Source organism: Janthinobacterium sp. PSPC1-1 (assembly GCF_049897625.1).
GTDB lineage: Bacteria > Pseudomonadota > Gammaproteobacteria > Burkholderiales > Burkholderiaceae_D > Janthinobacterium > Janthinobacterium tructae.
On sequence record NZ_JAFCWP010000001.1, the window covers coordinates 681,920 to 697,101 of the forward strand.

14 protein-coding genes are annotated in these 15,182 nt (G+C 63.9%); 11 read left to right on the top strand and 3 right to left on the bottom strand.

Annotated features, from left to right (window positions below; genetic code table 11):
• Positions 1-26: 26 nt before the first annotated feature.
• A complete protein-coding gene (locus tag ACP7EG_RS03105; RefSeq protein WP_426086371.1) occupies positions 27-947 on the bottom strand; it encodes a LysR family transcriptional regulator in 921 nt (306 codons plus the stop codon).
• 85 nt (positions 948-1,032) lie between these two features.
• On the opposite strand from ACP7EG_RS03105, the gene ACP7EG_RS03110 reads away from it, so the two are divergent.
• Positions 1,033-2,256 carry an MFS transporter gene (locus ACP7EG_RS03110; protein WP_426086372.1) on the top strand — a complete coding sequence of 408 codons (1,224 nt, stop codon included), beginning with the start codon at positions 1,033-1,035 and terminating at the stop codon, positions 2,254-2,256.
• Positions 2,257-2,259: 3 nt separating this feature from the next.
• On the opposite strand, the gene ACP7EG_RS03115 is transcribed toward ACP7EG_RS03110, so the two are convergent.
• Complete coding sequence (locus ACP7EG_RS03115) at positions 2,260-3,150, bottom strand: EamA family transporter (RefSeq protein WP_426086374.1); 891 nt, start codon at positions 3,148-3,150, stop codon at positions 2,260-2,262.
• Positions 3,151-3,227: 77 nt separating this feature from the next.
• Here ACP7EG_RS03115 and ACP7EG_RS03120 point away from each other — a divergent pair, with 77 nt between their 5' ends.
• From ACP7EG_RS03120 to ACP7EG_RS03135, 4 genes are all read left to right on the top strand, one after another.
• Positions 3,228-3,716 carry an Lrp/AsnC family transcriptional regulator gene (locus ACP7EG_RS03120; RefSeq protein ID WP_426086375.1) on the top strand — a complete coding sequence of 163 codons (489 nt, stop codon included), beginning with the start codon at positions 3,228-3,230 and terminating at the stop codon, positions 3,714-3,716.
• A gap of 16 nt (positions 3,717-3,732) precedes the next feature.
• Positions 3,733-4,554: an APH(3')-I family aminoglycoside O-phosphotransferase gene (locus ACP7EG_RS03125; RefSeq protein WP_426086376.1), complete on the top strand. Its 822-nt coding sequence runs from the start codon at positions 3,733-3,735 to the stop codon at positions 4,552-4,554.
• Between the two features lie 70 nt (positions 4,555-4,624).
• Positions 4,625-5,269, top strand: a complete 645-nt coding sequence (locus ACP7EG_RS03130; RefSeq protein WP_426086377.1) for a GNAT family N-acetyltransferase — start codon at positions 4,625-4,627, stop codon at positions 5,267-5,269.
• Between the two features lie 109 nt (positions 5,270-5,378).
• Entirely contained in the window at positions 5,379-5,762 is a 384-nt protein-coding gene (locus ACP7EG_RS03135) for a glutaredoxin (RefSeq protein ID WP_426086378.1), read from the top strand.
• A gap of 17 nt (positions 5,763-5,779) precedes the next feature.
• Here ACP7EG_RS03135 and ACP7EG_RS03140 read toward each other — a convergent pair whose 3' ends face one another.
• Positions 5,780-6,016, bottom strand: coding sequence for a DUF3820 family protein (locus ACP7EG_RS03140; RefSeq protein WP_071076391.1), 237 nt, complete (start codon positions 6,014-6,016; stop codon positions 5,780-5,782).
• A gap of 144 nt (positions 6,017-6,160) precedes the next feature.
• Here ACP7EG_RS03140 and ACP7EG_RS03145 point away from each other — a divergent pair, with 144 nt between their 5' ends.
• The 6 genes from ACP7EG_RS03145 to ACP7EG_RS03170 all read left to right on the top strand — a co-directional run bounded on the left by ACP7EG_RS03145 (position 6,161) and on the right by ACP7EG_RS03170 (position 14,982).
• Positions 6,161-7,372, top strand: coding sequence for an MFS transporter (locus ACP7EG_RS03145; protein ID WP_426086379.1), 1,212 nt, complete (start codon positions 6,161-6,163; stop codon positions 7,370-7,372).
• A gap of 130 nt (positions 7,373-7,502) precedes the next feature.
• Positions 7,503-9,503 carry a PhoX family protein gene (locus tag ACP7EG_RS03150; protein ID WP_426086380.1) on the top strand — a complete coding sequence of 667 codons (2,001 nt, stop codon included), beginning with the start codon at positions 7,503-7,505 and terminating at the stop codon, positions 9,501-9,503.
• A gap of 161 nt (positions 9,504-9,664) precedes the next feature.
• Positions 9,665-10,882 carry a YeeE/YedE family protein gene (locus ACP7EG_RS03155; protein WP_426086381.1) on the top strand — a complete coding sequence of 406 codons (1,218 nt, stop codon included), beginning with the start codon at positions 9,665-9,667 and terminating at the stop codon, positions 10,880-10,882.
• 68 nt (positions 10,883-10,950) lie between these two features.
• The gene (locus ACP7EG_RS03160) at positions 10,951-12,429 is read left to right on the top strand and encodes a sodium:solute symporter (protein WP_426086382.1); all 1,479 of its coding nucleotides are present in this window, start codon (positions 10,951-10,953) and stop codon (positions 12,427-12,429) included.
• Positions 12,430-12,492: 63 nt separating this feature from the next.
• Positions 12,493-14,367: a signal peptide peptidase SppA gene (gene sppA / locus ACP7EG_RS03165; RefSeq protein ID WP_426086383.1), complete on the top strand. Its 1,875-nt coding sequence runs from the start codon at positions 12,493-12,495 to the stop codon at positions 14,365-14,367.
• 75 nt (positions 14,368-14,442) lie between these two features.
• Complete coding sequence (locus ACP7EG_RS03170) at positions 14,443-14,982, top strand: GNAT family N-acetyltransferase (protein WP_426086384.1); 540 nt, start codon at positions 14,443-14,445, stop codon at positions 14,980-14,982.
• The last annotated feature ends 200 nt before the right edge of the window (positions 14,983-15,182 follow it).

Consider the following 15,182-nt stretch of genomic DNA (forward strand, 5'->3'; position numbering starts at 1 on the left):
TAAGACGCGATGCCGGCAGGCGGCGCTCATCCCAGCTTGACCTTTTCCAGCAGGTAATCGAGCATCACGCGCACCCGGGCCGGCACTTGCAAGCCCGGTCCCACGAAGACGGCGTGCACGAGTTCACGGTCGCCCGGATTGTAGTCCTGCAGCAAGGATATTAAATGTCCTTGCTCGATATCGCGCTGCACATGCTGGCGCGAAAAGCGTCCCAGTCCCATGCCCGCCAGCACCAGCTGGCGCATGCTTTCGCCATCGCTGACGCAGGTATTGCCCTGCGGCGCCACCTGCAACGTTCCTCCGCTCCCGTCGAGGAAGGGCCAGGTTTCGTTCTGGCAGCGGAAGTTGAAGGCCAATAAATTGTGTTCGGATAATTCCAGCGGCGTGCGCGGCAGGCCATGCCGTGCCGTGTAGATGGGCGAGGCGACCACGACCATCGCGTCTTCGCCCAGTTTGCGCGCCACCAGGTTCGATTCCTTCAGCTTGCCCGTGCGGATGGCGATGTCGGTGCGGTCTTCCAGCAAGTCGACGATGGCGTCGCTGACGACCACGTCAAGCACGATGTCGGGATAGCGCTGCGCGAACTCGGGCAGGATGGGCAACAGATGGCGCACGCCGAATGGCACGAAACAGTTGATGCGCAAGCGTCCGCGCGGCGCCGCACCCTGCGCCGCTTCGCGCTCGGCGCCATCGATATCGTCGAGGATGCGCTTGCATTGCACGAAGAAGGCGTCGCCCTCGGGCGTGGTGTGCAATTGCCGCGTGCTGCGCTGCAGCAGGCGCGCGCCGAGCCGTGCTTCCAGCCGGCTGACCAGCTTGCTGACGGCCGACGGCGTCAGGGCCAGGCGGCGCGCGGCGGCGGAAAAGGCGCCCGTTTCCACCACGGCCACAAACACGGCCATCTCGAACGCGCGGTTGATGTCTTGCCTGGCCATTATTGAATCCATTTCACAGGTGTTTCCATTATTAGAGTCTATATCAAAAGCGTTTGCATCGATACACTGGCCGGCTTGAACCATTGTTGGAGCCATCATGACCACCGCAAGCCCTGTTTCCCCTCCAGCCCACAGCATGCCGCCCGGCGTGCTGGCGCTGGCCGTCGGCGCCTTTGCTATCGGCGTCACCGAATTCATCGTCGTCGGCATCCTGCCCACTATTGCGAAGGATTTGCAGATTTCCATCGAATCGGCCGGCTCGCTGGTCAGCCTGTATGCACTGGCGCTGGCCATCGGCACGCCGCTGCTGGTGCTGCTGATGTCGCGCCTGCCGCGTAAGGCGGCCTTGCTGGGACTGATGAGCGTTTTTCTGGCCGGTAACTTGCTGGCGGCCTTTTCCCATACATTTGAATGGTTGCTGGTGGGACGGGTCATCACGGCCGTGGCGCACGGCACCTTCTTTGCCATCGGCGCCACCGTGGCCGCCAGCCTGGTCGCCAAGGCGCAGGCAGGCAGGGCGATTTCCGTGATGTTTGCGGGATTGACTTTGGCCATGGTGATCGGCGTGCCGCTCGGCAGTTTCCTCGGTAACCTGATGGGCTGGCGCTTGCCGTTTTTTGCCGTCGTCGTGCTGGCCGCCGTGGGTCTGGGCGCCATGGCGCGCTGGCTGCCGGCCGGTTTGCAGCAGGGCAAGGGCGGCAAGGCCATGACGCAGCTGGCGGCCCTGGGCAGCGGCCCCATCCTGACGATGATGGCCGTCACCACGTTTGGCTTTGGCAGCAGCTTTGCCGCCTTCACTTTTATTACGCCCATCCTGACGGATGTGACGGGCTTTTCCGCCACCATGGCCAGCGCGCTGCTGATCGTGTTCGGCATCGCCACCTTTGCCGGCAACCTGGCGGGCGGCTACCTGACCAGCCACCTGGGCTGGCAAAAAGCCTTGCGATTGATGCTGCTGTTGCTGGCCGTCACGCAAGTGGGCGTGGCCCTGAGCATCAGCTCACCATGGATGATGACGGTGATGCTGTTTGTCTGGGGCGTGTTTGCCTTCGGCCTGTCGCCCGCCCTGCAAGCCGGCATGCTGGCTACGGCCGAGCGCTACACGCCGCACGCCGTCGACTTTGCCTCGGGCCTGAACATTTCCGCATTCAACCTGGGCATCTCGTTCGGCTCCATGCTGGGCGCGCTGATGGTGTCGCGCCAGATGATGGCGTCGTCGCCGTGGGCCGGCGTGGCCGCCGCTTTGCTGGCACTGCTGCCGCTGGCGTGGCTGGCGCGCCGCAACCTGGCTGCCCACGTGGCGGGGGCGGCCGCGCACTGAGGTTCAGGTATGCACGGCGGCGCACGGCGCACTGCGTCTCTGGCGCTGCGCCATGTAGGAACTGCCCATCGACGCGGCCATGATCATGGCGATGGCCAGCCACTGCCCGGCACCCAGCCGCTCGTCGAGCAGGATGAAGGCCAGCATGGCGGCCACGGCCGGTTCCATGCTGCTCATGATGCCGAACGCTTGCGGCGTCAGCCGCTTCAGGGCCACCATTTCCAGCGAGATCGGTATCGCGCTGGAAATGAGCGCTACCCCTAAGCCTACGCCCAGCACGACGGGCGAGAGCAGGGCGGCGCCGCTATGCATCACACCCACGGGCACCACCACCAGCGCGGCCATCGCCAGGCCCAGCGAGACGGAGTGACCCGCATGCAAATGGCTGGCGCGCTTGCCGAAGAGGATATAGCTGGCCCAGCAGACGGCGGCACCCAGCGCGAACAGCACGCCCGTGGGATCGAGATTGCTGACGTCGTGGCCGAGCGGCAACAGCAGCGCCAGTCCCGCCACGGCCAGGGCCACCCAGACGAAATCGACCGGCCGGCGCGAGGCCAGCAGGGCCACGGCCAGCGGGCCGGAAAACTCGATCGCCACGGCGATGCCGAACGGTATCGTGCGCAGCGCCATATAGAAACACAGGTTCGTCAAACCCAGCGCCGCGCCGTACAGGGCCACCGTGCGCAGGTCGGCGCGGCTCAGCTGCCAGCGCCAGGGGCGCCAGAACAGCAACAGCAGCAGGGCGGAAAAGCCCACGCGCACGGCCGTCGTGCCCTGCGCCCCGACCAGCGGAAACAGGCTGTGCTTGGCCCACGAGGTGCCCAGTCCCAGGCAGGTGACGGAGCCGAGGATGGCGAGCAGGGGAATCAGCGAGGAATAGCGGCGTAATGGCATGGTGATAAAAGGCTTGATATCGGAATGGTGAAAGTTTATTGTGTCTGCTCCGATATTTGCACTGCATTTTGACCTTCATGACGCAACTTTCGCTCACGCCTTCCATCCCCCTCGATGCCTTCGACCTGGCGATCCTCGACATCTTGCAGCGCGATAACACGACCTCGCAGCGCGAAATCGCCCAGGCCGTGCATTTGTCCGCGCCGGCCGTGCAGCGGCGCATCCGGCGCCTGCGCGAAAGCGGGGTGATCCGTCAGGAAGTGGCCGTGCTCGACGCCAGCCGCCTGGGCCGCCCCTTGATACTCACGGTGGAAGTGCATCTGCACGACGAGCACCCGCAGCGCACGGCCGGCCTGCGCGCGCGCATCATGGCCGAGCCTGCCATCCAGCAGTGCTACGGCATCACGGGCGAGGCCGATTACCTGCTGCTCATCACGGCCAGCAGCATGGCCGAATATGAGGCGCTGACGGAACGCCTGTTCGGCGGCGACGACAATATCCGGCGCTACCGCACCTCGGTGGCCTTGACTTGCCTCAAGATGGGCTTGCACGTGCCGCTGGCATAGGGCACAGTCCAGGTAAATGACTATCTTCAAAAAGAAACAAGCCGCCGTGATGGCCGCCATGCCCGCCAGCCTGTCCGCCGCCGTGGCCAACTATCAATGGGCGCGCGACAGCGTCGGTGAATCGGACGCTGCCGTCTACCGGCTGCAGGGCAGGGACGCTGCGCCGGACCTGTACCTGAAGCACGGCAGGGGTAGCGCCGCCGCCGACCTCGCCGATGAACTGGCGCGCCTGCGCTGGCTGGCGCCCTACCTGCCCGTGCCGGCCGTGGTCCAGTTCGCCCGCGTGGCAGACCCGGAGCAGGCTTGGCTGCTGCTGACGGCCTTGCCAGGCACAACGGCGTCCGCAGTGCTGGAAGCGCACCCCGCACTGGGCCCCGCCGTGGTCGACGCACTGGCGGCCTTCCTGCGCCGCCTGCATGCGCTTCCCGTGAGCGACTGTCCATTCGACGCCGGCCATGCCGTTCGGCTGGCCCAGGCGCGCCAGCGCATCGATGCGGGCCTGGTCGATGCCGACGATTTCGATGCCGGGCGCCAGGGCTGGACGGCGGAACAGGTGTGGATGGCGCTGCAGGATTGCCAGCCCCTGGTGCCCGACCTCGTTGTCACGCATGGCGACTTCTCGCTGGAAAATATCGTGATGCGGGAAGACGCCGTCGTCGGCTGCATCGACGTGGGACGGGCGGGCGTAGCCGACCGTTACCAGGACCTGGCCATCGCATGGCGTGCTCTCGGTGAGTTGGATGCCGCGCTACAGCAAAGGTTTGTTGAGCAATATGGGCTCCTTGATATCGATCAAGGCAAGCTGCAGTTTCACTTGCTGCTCGACGAGCTGTTCTGAATGCGATCCAGCGGGTAGCCGCCGCCTGCGCTCTGGCATCATCAGCGGGGACGAATGTGGGAGCCGAATAATGGGGGAGCAAGAAAATTCGCATCTGCCTGAGCTCGGCCTTCTTGCTGCCTGGCTGGCCGCCCGTTCCATTGCACGTGGTTTGGCGCTGCCCGTGCCCGATCACGGCGGGTGGCGCGTCGAGACGGGCTTGCCCGGGGAAATCCGGCGCTACGTTTTTCCAGGGCCTGTTCCAGGCATCAGCGCGGTGGCGGCGTCGATTCACCGTCCGCATATCTTCATCAAGATGTGTGGTTCCGGGGAGCAATTGCTGCGCCTTTTGCCGCCTCGATGGCAACTGCTCCCTGCCGGCCTTTTCATGATCCATGAAGGCAGTCTGCAGGCGCCAGCTGTGCCGGCCGGCTACCGGCTTGACGTGGCAACGTCGCAGGCAATCACGACGGCGCGTATTTTCACCGGCGACGGCACCGTTGCCGCCAGCGGCCATGCCGTGGAACATGCCGGCGTCTTTGTGTTTGACCGTATCGTCACCGAAGCCGCGCATCGGCGCCGGGGGCTGGGGCGAGCACTGATCGCCGCACTGGCGGCCAGGCAGAGATCGGGCAGCGCGCGCCGGGTGCTGGTGGCAACCGAGGATGGCTTGAAATTGTATGCGAGCCTGGGCTGGCATATTCAATCAGCGTATTCGACGGCAACGATCATTTAATGTCGGGACATGCGCGAAGAGACGGGAAGCGCAGTGTCGCCCACGCCAGCCCGTGTGCGTGTCACAATGCGTGACCCGCACGCCACGTGCCACTCATCCCAGGACTTTCATGACCCGCGCCATCCTCGACGAAGCCCAGATCCATCCCGCCGCCCGCCCTTTGATCGGCAGCAAGCACCAGGACATCGTGCGCGAAGTGCAGGCCGCCATCGCCGCGCACCAGGTGGTGGTGGTTGGCATGGCGCTCAATCCGTTTCCGCGCAAGGCGCGCAAGATCCTCGACGTGCTGGGCACGCCCTACCAGTACCTGCAGTACGGCAGTTATCTGAACCTGTGGCATCGCCGCAATGCGCTGAAAATGTGGACGGGCTGGCCCACGTTCCCCATGGTATTTGTCAACGGTGTGCTCATCGGTGGCGCCAGCGAGCTGCAAACGCTGGTGGGAAATGGCGAATTCAGCGCCATGCTGGCGAAGAAGGTGCGCCAGTTTTAACACCTGCCTTACTTTCCTTACTCGCCCGGCCGCCACGGCGACTTGCGCGTGCGCAAGGGGTCGAGCAAGCCGCGCAAATCGTTGTGGTCGAGCTCGTACATCAGCGCAATTAAACTGCCCAGTTCGCCCGAGGGGAAACCCTCGCGCGCGAACCAGCCCAGGTAGTGTCCCGGCAAGTCGGCCAGCAAGCGTCCCTGATATTTCCCATAGGGCATTTCGCGCGTGACCAGCAGCGCCAGTTTTTCTGAATTCATGCGACAGCTCCGATTTTGATCGGGCCAGTGTAGCAGATATGTACATTGTTGATCTGTGCGCAAGTATCTTCTGCCTGATGAGGTATTTTTCGCCACAAAGAAAACCCCGATACTGCATGCCACCATCATTTGTCGGAGTTTGTCATGCCCATTGCCTTGCTCGCGCTGACCCTCAGCGCTTTTGCCATCGGAACCACCGAGTTTGTCATTGTCGGGCTGTTGCCCACCATCGCCGCCGACCTGGGCGTCAACCTGCCGTCGGCCGGCTTGCTGGTCAGCCTGTATGCGCTGGGCGTCGCCGTCGGCGCGCCCGTGCTGACTGCCCTGACGGGCAAGATCCCGCGCAAAACCTTGTTATTGTCGCTGATGGTCCTGTTCACCCTGGGCAATTTGCTGGCCTGGAAGTCGCCCGGCTATGAAACCCTCGTCATCGCCCGCATCCTGACGGGGCTGGCGCATGGCGTGTTCTTTTCCATCGGCTCGACCATCGCCACCTCGCTGGTGCCGAAGGACAAGGCGGCCAGCGCGATTGCCATCATGTTTACGGGCTTGACCGTGGCCCTGGTGACGGGCGTGCCGCTGGGCACCTTCATCGGCCAGCATTTCGGCTGGCGCGAAACCTTCCTCGCCGTCTCGGCGCTGGGCCTGGTGGCGTTCATCGGCAGCCTGCTGTACGTGCCGTCGACGATCGCCCACAGCAAACCGGCGTCCCTGCTGCAGCAAGTGCAGGTGCTGGGCCAGCCGCGCCTGTTGCTGGTGTACGCCATGACGGCGGTCGGCTATGGCGGCTCCTTCATCGCCTTTACCTATCTGGCGCCGATCCTGCAGCAAGTATCGGGTTTCAGCGCCGGCGCCGTGGGCGCGGTGATGCTCGTGTATGGCGTCTCCGTGGCGTTCGGCAATATCTGGGGCGGCAAGCTGGCCGACAAGCAGGGCCCGGTGCGTGCCCTGAAACTGATTTTTTTGCTGCTGGCGTTTGTTTTGCTGCTGTTGACCTTCACGGCGCCGCATCCCGTGCTGGTCGTCATCACCGTGCTGCTGTGGGGCGCCGTGGCCTTCGGTAATGTCGCTGGCCTGCAAGTGTATGTGGTGCAGCAGGCGGAACACTTCACGCCCCGCGCCGTCGACGTGGCCTCGGGCCTGAATATCGCCGCCTTCAACCTGGGTATCGCCGGTGGCGCCTGGGGCGGCGGCCTGATCGTCGAACACCTGGGCCTGGTGCATACGGGCTGGATCGGCGCCCTGGTCGTGCTCGGTGCATTCGGCTTGACGGCCCTGAGCGGCCGCCTGGATCGATTGAACCCGATTCCCGTGCGGGTTGCTGGCGAGAAATCGATGCATGCGGCGGGCCATTGACACCTCGCTTGCCCTTGCTTCACGGTGCAGTTTGCCTGTAATCAAGTTGAAATATTTGTCGTTTATGCTCCGGCCTCGTAATCAAGCTGGTCTGTCCCACGATATTTATTTATAACGGAAGAAACAAAAAATGTCGAATTACGCCCCTGAGTCCTCGCGCCGCCGCCTGTTGCAACTGTTTGCCGGTGCCCCCATGCTGCCTTTGGCCGGCTTGACCGGTGTCAGCGCCTTTCTGTCCGGTTGTGGCGGCAGTTCCGATAACGACCTGCCGCCGGTGACCGCGCCAGTCACGCCCACCGCGACGTTTACCACGGCAGAATTCACCGGCATGGCAGCGCCGCTGGCGAGCGTGCCTGCCGCGCTGGCCACGACCACCGTCGGCTCCAAGCTCAAGGTCAATTTCAGCGATGGCAGCAGCAACAGCTATAACCTGGCGTACCAGCCTTTCTTCCTGACCGGCGACCGGGTGCCGGACGGCAAGGGCGGCACCGTGATTGCGGGCGCTTATTTTGACATCAAGAACCAGCCCATCATCGACAGTTCGGTGCCGGGCAAGGAACGCCAGTTCTTCTCGGACTCGCCAGATGGCAGTTCGATGCTGACGGTTGCCAACGCCAGCGTGACCGGCGTCAAGGGCAAGCCTGTGTTTGCCGTGGTGCAGTTTGAATACAACTCGTTCAACCAGGCCGGCGCGTCCACCTACGGCACGCTGCCGTCGCCGATCGCCGTGCTGACCCTGGACCAGGACCAGACCACCGGCAAGTTGTCGCTGGTGAAATACCACAATGTCGATACCTCGTCCGTCAAGGGCCTGTGGATTACCTGCGGCGCCAGCCTGTCGCCGTGGAACACCCATCTGTCGAGCGAAGAATATGAGCCCGATGCCTTCGACCAGGGCCTGGGTGGCCAGTCGCTGGCCGTGCTCAAGGAATTCAGCAAGAACGTCTTCGGCGATACGGCTACCGCCAATGCGTATGACTACGGCCACTTGCCGGAAGTGTCGGTGAACCCGGACGGCACGGGCAGCATCAAGAAGCACTATTGCCTGGGCCGCTACTCGCGCGAACTGGTGCAGGTGATGCCAGACCAGCGCACCATCCTGGGCGGCGACGACTATACAAATGGCGGGCTGTTCATGTTCGTGGCCGACAAGGTCGCCGACCTGGCGGCAGGCGGTACCCTGTACGTCGCCAAATACACCACCCAGCTGACCGAGACCACCACCGGCAAGCTGCAATGGGTCAAGCTGGGCCATGCGACGCACGCCGAGATCAAGGCGCTGGTCGACGGCGGCATCAAGGCTACCGACATCATGGATTCGACCTTGGCCGATCCGTCCGACGCCAGCTACACGAAGATCGTCCTGAACAAGAAAACCGCCTGGGTCAGAGTCAAGGCCGGCCAGGAAAAGGCCGCCGCCTTCCTTGAAACCCACCGTTACGCCGCCCTCAAGGGTGGCAGCATGGCCTTTACCAAGAACGAAGGCACGACGGTCAACGCCAAGGACAAGATTGCCTACTCGGCGTATGCCAACATCCAGGACTCGATGGTCGAAGGCGGTGCGGGCTACGTGGCTGGCAACAACGTGAAATTCAAGAAACTGGTGGCGGGCGGCGTTGTGTCGCACAAGCTGGCGGGCGGACAGAAGGATGACACTGGCGCGACCATCGACAGCGAATGGGTGCCGAGCGAATCGACCCTGCTGATCGCAGGCGAAGACATCGCGGCCGATGGCCTGGGCAATACGGCCAACCCGGCCAAGATCGCCAGTCCCGACAACCTGAAGTTCTCGGAAAAACTGCGTACCTTGTTCATCGGCGAGGACAGCGGCAACCACCTGAACAACTTCCTGTGGGCGTATAACGTCGATACCAAGAAGCTGGAACGTTTGCTGTCCTGCCCGGCGGGCGCGGAATCGACGGGCCTGCATGCGGTCGATGAGATCAATGGCTGGACCTATGTGATGAGCAACTTCCAGCATCCGGGTGACGAGTGGAACCGCTTCCCCGGCCTGCCATCGGCGCTGAAGGATCAGATCAATATCCTCATCAACAGCAACTACAACGGCAAGGCCAGTGCCGCTGTCGGCTATCTGACGGCGGAACTGGCGCAGGTCAAACTGTCGAAGTGATGTGCGTCAGCTGATCCGGCTGCCAGCATGCAGGGCAGGGAGGCGCAGGCCTTCCTTGCCCTGCTGGCTGCATGGCCTGGGATTGAAGGCCAAGTAACTTTTTGGCAGAAAACAGCAAAACGGGGGAAAATGGCGTTTCCCTTCCTTTGGCGTCCCCTACCATGTCCGATACTGCAGCTTCACCGCTACGCCTGCGCACCGCTATCAATCCAAAACCGCTGGGCGTTGCCCTGTTGCTCATCGTACTGGGTGCGTGGTATCTGGCGTTGACCGTCGGCCCCACCCAGTCCGCGCTGTACGTGGTGGGCGCCTTGCTCGGCATCACCCTGTATCACGCGGCCTTCGGTTTCACGTCCGCCTGGCGCGTCTTCATCGCCGATGGCCGCGGCGACGGCTTGCGCGCGCAAATGCTGATGCTGGCCGTGGGCGTGGCGCTGTTCTTCCCCGCGCTGTCGGCCGGCACCCTGTTCGGCACGCCCGTCGCGGGCCTGGTTTCTCCCGCCGGCACCTCCGTCATCTTCGGCGCCTTCATCTTCGGCATCGGCATGCAGCTGGGCGGCGGTTGCGCCTCCGGCACCTTATATACGGTCGGTGGCGGCAGCACGCGCATGCTCATCACGCTGGCCGCCTTCATCGTCGGCTCCGTGATCGGCACGGCGCACATGCCGTTCTGGACGGCGCTGCCGCAATTGAAACCCATTTCCCTCGTCACAAGCCTGGGCCTGGTACCCGCGCTGGTGCTGAACTGGATCGTCTTCGCGCTGATCGCCGGCATCACGGTCTTCGTTGAAAAGCGCCGCCATGGCAAGCTCGTCGCCACGCCGCTGCGCCCGGCGCAAGCGTCGCCCTGGCTGCACGGCCCGTGGCCGCTGGTGGCGGGCGCCGTCGCCCTCGTCGTGCTGAACTTTGCCACCCTGGCGCTGTCGGGCAAGCCATGGGGCGTGACGTCCGCGTTTGCCCTGTGGGGCGCGAAAGCGGCGTCCGTGATCGGCATCGACACGGCCAGCTGGGCTTACTGGTCGACCAAGGCGAATGCCGCCGCCCTGGCCGCGCCTTTGATGCAAGACAAGACTTCCGTGATGGATATCGGCATCGTGCTGGGCGCCATGCTGGCGGCGGCCCTGGCCGGCCGCTATGCGCCCGTGTGGCGCATCCCGCGGCGCTCGATCATCGCCGCCGTGGTGGGCGGCTTGCTGCTGGGCTACGGCGCGCGTCTGGCGTATGGCTGCAATATCGGCGCGTATTTCAGCGGCATCGTCTCGGGCAGCCTGCACGGCTGGCTGTGGCTGGTGTGCGCCTTCGTCGGCAACGTCGTTGGCACGCGCCTGCGTCCGTGGTTTGGCCTGGAAGTGGAGCGCGTGAAACCGTCCGGCTGCTGACACCGGCGTCAACAGGGGCTTTGCTGTATATTTCTGCCCCTGTTCCTCTTTGCCGCCGTGCAACGTCCATGTCGCCCCTCATCCTGTTTGCCGTCGTCCTCGCGTATTTCCTGATCCTGCTGGCCGTGGCATGGCGCACCTCGCGTCACGCCACCAACGACAGTTTTTTCATCGGCAACAAGGACAGCAACTGGATGCTGGTGGCCTTCGGCATGGTGGGTACGACGCTCACGGGCGTGACCTTCATCAGCGTGCCCGGCGCCGTGGGCAGCAACGGTTTCGGTTACATCCAGCTGATGCTCGGCTACGTCCTCGGCTACCTGGCCATCACGTTCATCTTGCTGCCGCTGTACTACCGGCTGCAGCTCACATCGATTTACCGCTACCTGGAATGGCGTCTGGGACGGCGTGCCTACCAGAGCGGGGCGGCATTCTTTATTCTTTCGCGCCTGCTGGGCGCGACGGCGCGGCTGTATCTGGTGGTCAATATCCTGCAAGCCACCATTCTCGATAGCCTGGGCGTGCCGTTCTGGCTGACGTCGTGCGTCGTGCTGCTGCTGATCCTGCTCTACACGTACGAGGGCGGCGTGAAAACCATCGTCTGGACCGATACCCTGCAGACGGCCTGCATGCTGGCCGGACTGGTGATTTGCAGCGTGTTTTTGCTGCGGGCAATGGACCTGTCCCTCATCGACAGCCTCGAACGCATGCGCGCGCAGGGCCTCACGCGCATCTTCACCGTCGACCCGGACAGCCCCGCGTATGTGTGGAAGCACATTCTCGCCGGCATGTTCATCACCATCGCCATGACGGGCATGGACCAGGAAATGATGCAAAAGAACATTTCCGTGCGCACTTTGCGCGATTCGCAAAAGAATATGCTCAGCCTCACCGTGGTGCTGACTGGCGTGCTGCTGCTGTTCCTCTTCCTCGGTGGCTTGCTGCACCTGTATGCGCCGCTGGCTGGCGTGACGGCCACGGGAGATAAACTGTTCCCCGCCGTCGTGCTCGGGCATTTCCCCGCCGTGGTGCAGCTGATTTTCTTCATCGCCCTCATTTCCGCCCTGTTTCCCAGCGTGGATGGGGCGCTCACTGCCCTGACGTCCACTTTCTGCATCGATATTTTGGGTCTGCAGCGCAGGACGGATTTGACCCCGGTGGCGCAGATGCGCTGGCGCCGCCGTGTGCATCTGGGCTTTGCCGCACTGTTTTTGATCCTGATCATGGTCTTCAAGTGGCTGGACGATCCCAGCATGATCGTCGTGATCCTGAAGTTGGCCAGCTATACCTATGGTCCGCTGCTGGGTCTGTTCGCCTTCGGCCTGCTTTGCAAGCGCGGCGTGCGCGACCGCTGGGTGCCGCTGGTGGCCGTGGCCGGGCCCTTGCTGTGCGCGCTGATCGAAGGGGAACAGGCGCGGCTGTTCGAACATTACCGCATCGGCCTGGAACTACTGATCCTGAATGGCGCCCTGGTGCTGGGCGGCCTGTTCCTCATTTCCACGCCGGCAGGGCAGGCCATCAAAGGCGCGGCACACTTGTCAAAATAAGACGATTCAGCCCGTTTTCAGTTATATTGGTTTCCTTTCGGTACACAACCCCACGGAGCATCAATGTCACTCAACCCCTTCCCGCCGCTGCGCCGCGGCTTTGGCGCATTCTGGCGCGCGCTGGACGCCACCCGCCGCGCGGTCATCAATCTGATTTTCCTGCTGATCGTCATCGCCATCCTGATCGCCATCTTTGGCGGCGGCGCCAAGCCCCTGGCGGAAAAGACCACTCTGGTGCTGGACTTGCAAGGCCCGCTGGTCGAGGAAACGCCAGGCGGCGTGCGCGAGGCGGTGCTGGCCAATGTCAGCGGCGAAGTCAAGAAAAGCGTGCAGCTGCGCGACGTGCTGGCGGTGCTCGACACGGCGGCCAAGGACAAGAATATCGGCTCCATGGTGATCCTGCTCGACGAGTTGCAGGGCGGCGGCCTCGCTTCGCTGCGCGAAGTGGCGGCCGGCGTGGAGCGTTTCCGCGCCACGGGCAAGAAAGTCACGGCCTGGGGTTCCAGCTACAACCAGCGCCAGTACCTGGTGGCGGCCAAGGCCGACGAGGTATTCCTGCACCCGATGGGCGGCGTCATGCTGGAAGGCTTTGGCCGCTACCGCAATTACTACCGCGACGCGCTCGATAAAGTGGGCGTGACGGTGAACCTGCTGAAAGTCGGCACGTACAAGAGCGCGGCCGAGCCTTTCATCGCCAACGGCCCATCCGAAGCGGCAGCCGAAGCGGACCGCTACCTGAACAACGGTCTGTGGACCACCTACACGACGGACGTGGAAAAGGCGCGCAAGCTGCCGGCCGGCGCCATCATGCAAACGATCGACAACCTGCCCGCCATGATGACGGCCGCTGGCGGCGACCTGGGCAAGCTGTCGCTCAATGGCAAGCTGGTCGACGGTCTGAAAACGCGCGATGAACTGCGCCAGTTCATGATGGCGCGCGGCGCCAAAAATACGGAAGGCACGAACTTCCGCCAGATCAATTACACGGACTACCTGGCGCGCCTGCGCCCCGTGCACATCGGCGACGCCGTCGGCGTGGTCATCGCCTCCGGTGAAATCGGCGACGGCATTGCGCCACCGGGCGCCATTGGCGGCCTGTCCACCTCGCGTCTGATCCGCCAGGCACGCGAAGACAAATCGATCAAGGCCATCGTGCTGCGCGTCGATTCGCCGGGCGGCAGCGCCTTCGGCTCGGAATTGATCCGCCGCGAACTGGAACTGACGCGCGCCGCCGGCAAACCGGTGGTCGTCTCGATGGGCAACGTGGCCGCTTCGGGCGGTTACTGGATCAGCACCTCGTCCGATGAAGTGATCGCCGACGCGGCCACCATCACCGGTTCCATCGGCGTGTTCGCGATTCTGCCGACGGCCGACAAGGTAGTGGAAAAGCTGGGCATCCACACGGCCGGTTCGCCCACCACCTGGCTGGCCGACGCGGGCAACCCATTGCGTCCGCTCGACCCCCGCTTCGCGCAAGTGATCCAGGGTTCGATCAACCACGTGTATGGCGACTTCCTGAACCTGGCAGCCAAGGCGCGCAAGACGACGCCGGAAAAGATCAATGAAGTGGCGCAGGGCCGCGTCTGGACGGGCTTGCAGGCGAAAGAGCGCAACCTGGTCGACCGCATCGGCAGCTATGGCGATGCGCTGGCCTCGGCCGCCAAGCGCGCCAAGCTGGGCAGCGACTACCGCGTGACCTACCTGGAGCAGGAAACGTCGAACGTGGACCGCCTGATCGGTATGTTCGGCTCCAAAGCCATGGCCTCGCTGGGCCTGGGCGAGCACGTGAAGCTGGGCCTGGCCACGACGGGCTTGCCGGCCGACGCGGCGCTGGGCATGGCGCAGGACCTCTCCTGGCTGTCGGGCATCACGCGCGAACACAAACCGTTCATGGCCCTTACGCACTGCCTGTGCGAGGTACCACTCGGCGGCAAGTAACCCCCACATCAACAACCCACCCAAGCCGGCTTCGCCCGGCTTGTTTTCTATGCAGAGCAGACTATGGCAAGCGACATGCATACACACACTGACACGGCGATTACCATCCGCCCCTGCGCCGAGGGCGATGAACAGGCGCTGGCGCTGGTGGGGCAGTCGACTTTTCTTGAAGCGTTCGCCGGCATCCTCGATGGCGCCGACATCATCGCCCATTGCCAGCGCCAGCACGACGTGCAGCTGTACCGCGACTGGCTGGCGCTGCCGGGCATGCGGCTGTGGCTGGCCGAGGCCACGCCCGGCGGCGCGCCCGTCGGCTACCTGGTGCTCAGTCCCGCCAGCCTGCCGGTGGCGGACCCGCATCCGCAAGACCTGGAAATCAAGCGTATCTACCTGCTGCACCGTTTCCAGGGCCAGCGCGTGGGGCAGCGCCTGATGCAGGCGGCGCTGAGTCAGGCGCGCGTCAGCGGGGCGGGAAGGGTGCTGCTGGGCGTGTACGCGGAAAACCACGACGCGCTGGCGTTTTATGCGCGCTGCGGCTTTGCGCAGGTGGGCCGGCGCACCTTCCGCGTGGGCCACACCGACTACCAGGATGTCATTCTCGGCATGAGCTTGTAAATCCAGGTAAAGAGTTTGCGCCGCCTGAGCAGCCGCGTGGCGCCAGGTCAAGGCCGATGGCGGGAGATTTGTAGCGAGTTTGTATCTGCTTGCGAGTCGCCCGCGCACCGCTGGCGCCGGGGCTCGACGCCCCGCAAGCCTGATTTTTCCACTGTTCCCCCACAGTGGCGGCACGCCAGCCAGCCCTCCTGATCCTCCCA

Excerpts from the sequence above, each read along its gene's own strand:
- ACP7EG_RS03115 (WP_426086374.1), bottom strand. The coding sequence starts at position 3,150 with ATGCCATTACGCCGCTATTCCTCGCTGATTCCCCTGCTCGCCATCCTC.
- ACP7EG_RS03110 (WP_426086372.1), top strand. The coding sequence starts at position 1,033 with ATGACCACCGCAAGCCCTGTTTCCCCTCCAGCCCACAGCATGCCGCCC.
- ACP7EG_RS03125 (WP_426086376.1), top strand. The coding sequence starts at position 3,733 with ATGACTATCTTCAAAAAGAAACAAGCCGCCGTGATGGCCGCCATGCCC.
- ACP7EG_RS03135 (WP_426086378.1), top strand. The coding sequence starts at position 5,379 with ATGACCCGCGCCATCCTCGACGAAGCCCAGATCCATCCCGCCGCCCGC.
- sppA (WP_426086383.1), top strand. The coding sequence starts at position 12,493 with ATGTCACTCAACCCCTTCCCGCCGCTGCGCCGCGGCTTTGGCGCATTC.
- ACP7EG_RS03160 (WP_426086382.1), top strand. The coding sequence starts at position 10,951 with ATGTCGCCCCTCATCCTGTTTGCCGTCGTCCTCGCGTATTTCCTGATC.
- ACP7EG_RS03145 (WP_426086379.1), top strand. The coding sequence starts at position 6,161 with ATGCCCATTGCCTTGCTCGCGCTGACCCTCAGCGCTTTTGCCATCGGA.
- ACP7EG_RS03170 (WP_426086384.1), top strand. The coding sequence starts at position 14,443 with ATGCATACACACACTGACACGGCGATTACCATCCGCCCCTGCGCCGAG.
- ACP7EG_RS03155 (WP_426086381.1), top strand. The coding sequence starts at position 9,665 with ATGTCCGATACTGCAGCTTCACCGCTACGCCTGCGCACCGCTATCAAT.
- ACP7EG_RS03150 (WP_426086380.1), top strand. The coding sequence starts at position 7,503 with ATGTCGAATTACGCCCCTGAGTCCTCGCGCCGCCGCCTGTTGCAACTG.
- ACP7EG_RS03130 (WP_426086377.1), top strand. The coding sequence starts at position 4,625 with ATGGGGGAGCAAGAAAATTCGCATCTGCCTGAGCTCGGCCTTCTTGCT.
- ACP7EG_RS03140 (WP_071076391.1), bottom strand. The coding sequence starts at position 6,016 with ATGAATTCAGAAAAACTGGCGCTGCTGGTCACGCGCGAAATGCCCTAT.
- ACP7EG_RS03105 (WP_426086371.1), bottom strand. The coding sequence starts at position 947 with ATGGATTCAATAATGGCCAGGCAAGACATCAACCGCGCGTTCGAGATG.
- ACP7EG_RS03120 (WP_426086375.1), top strand. The coding sequence starts at position 3,228 with ATGACGCAACTTTCGCTCACGCCTTCCATCCCCCTCGATGCCTTCGAC.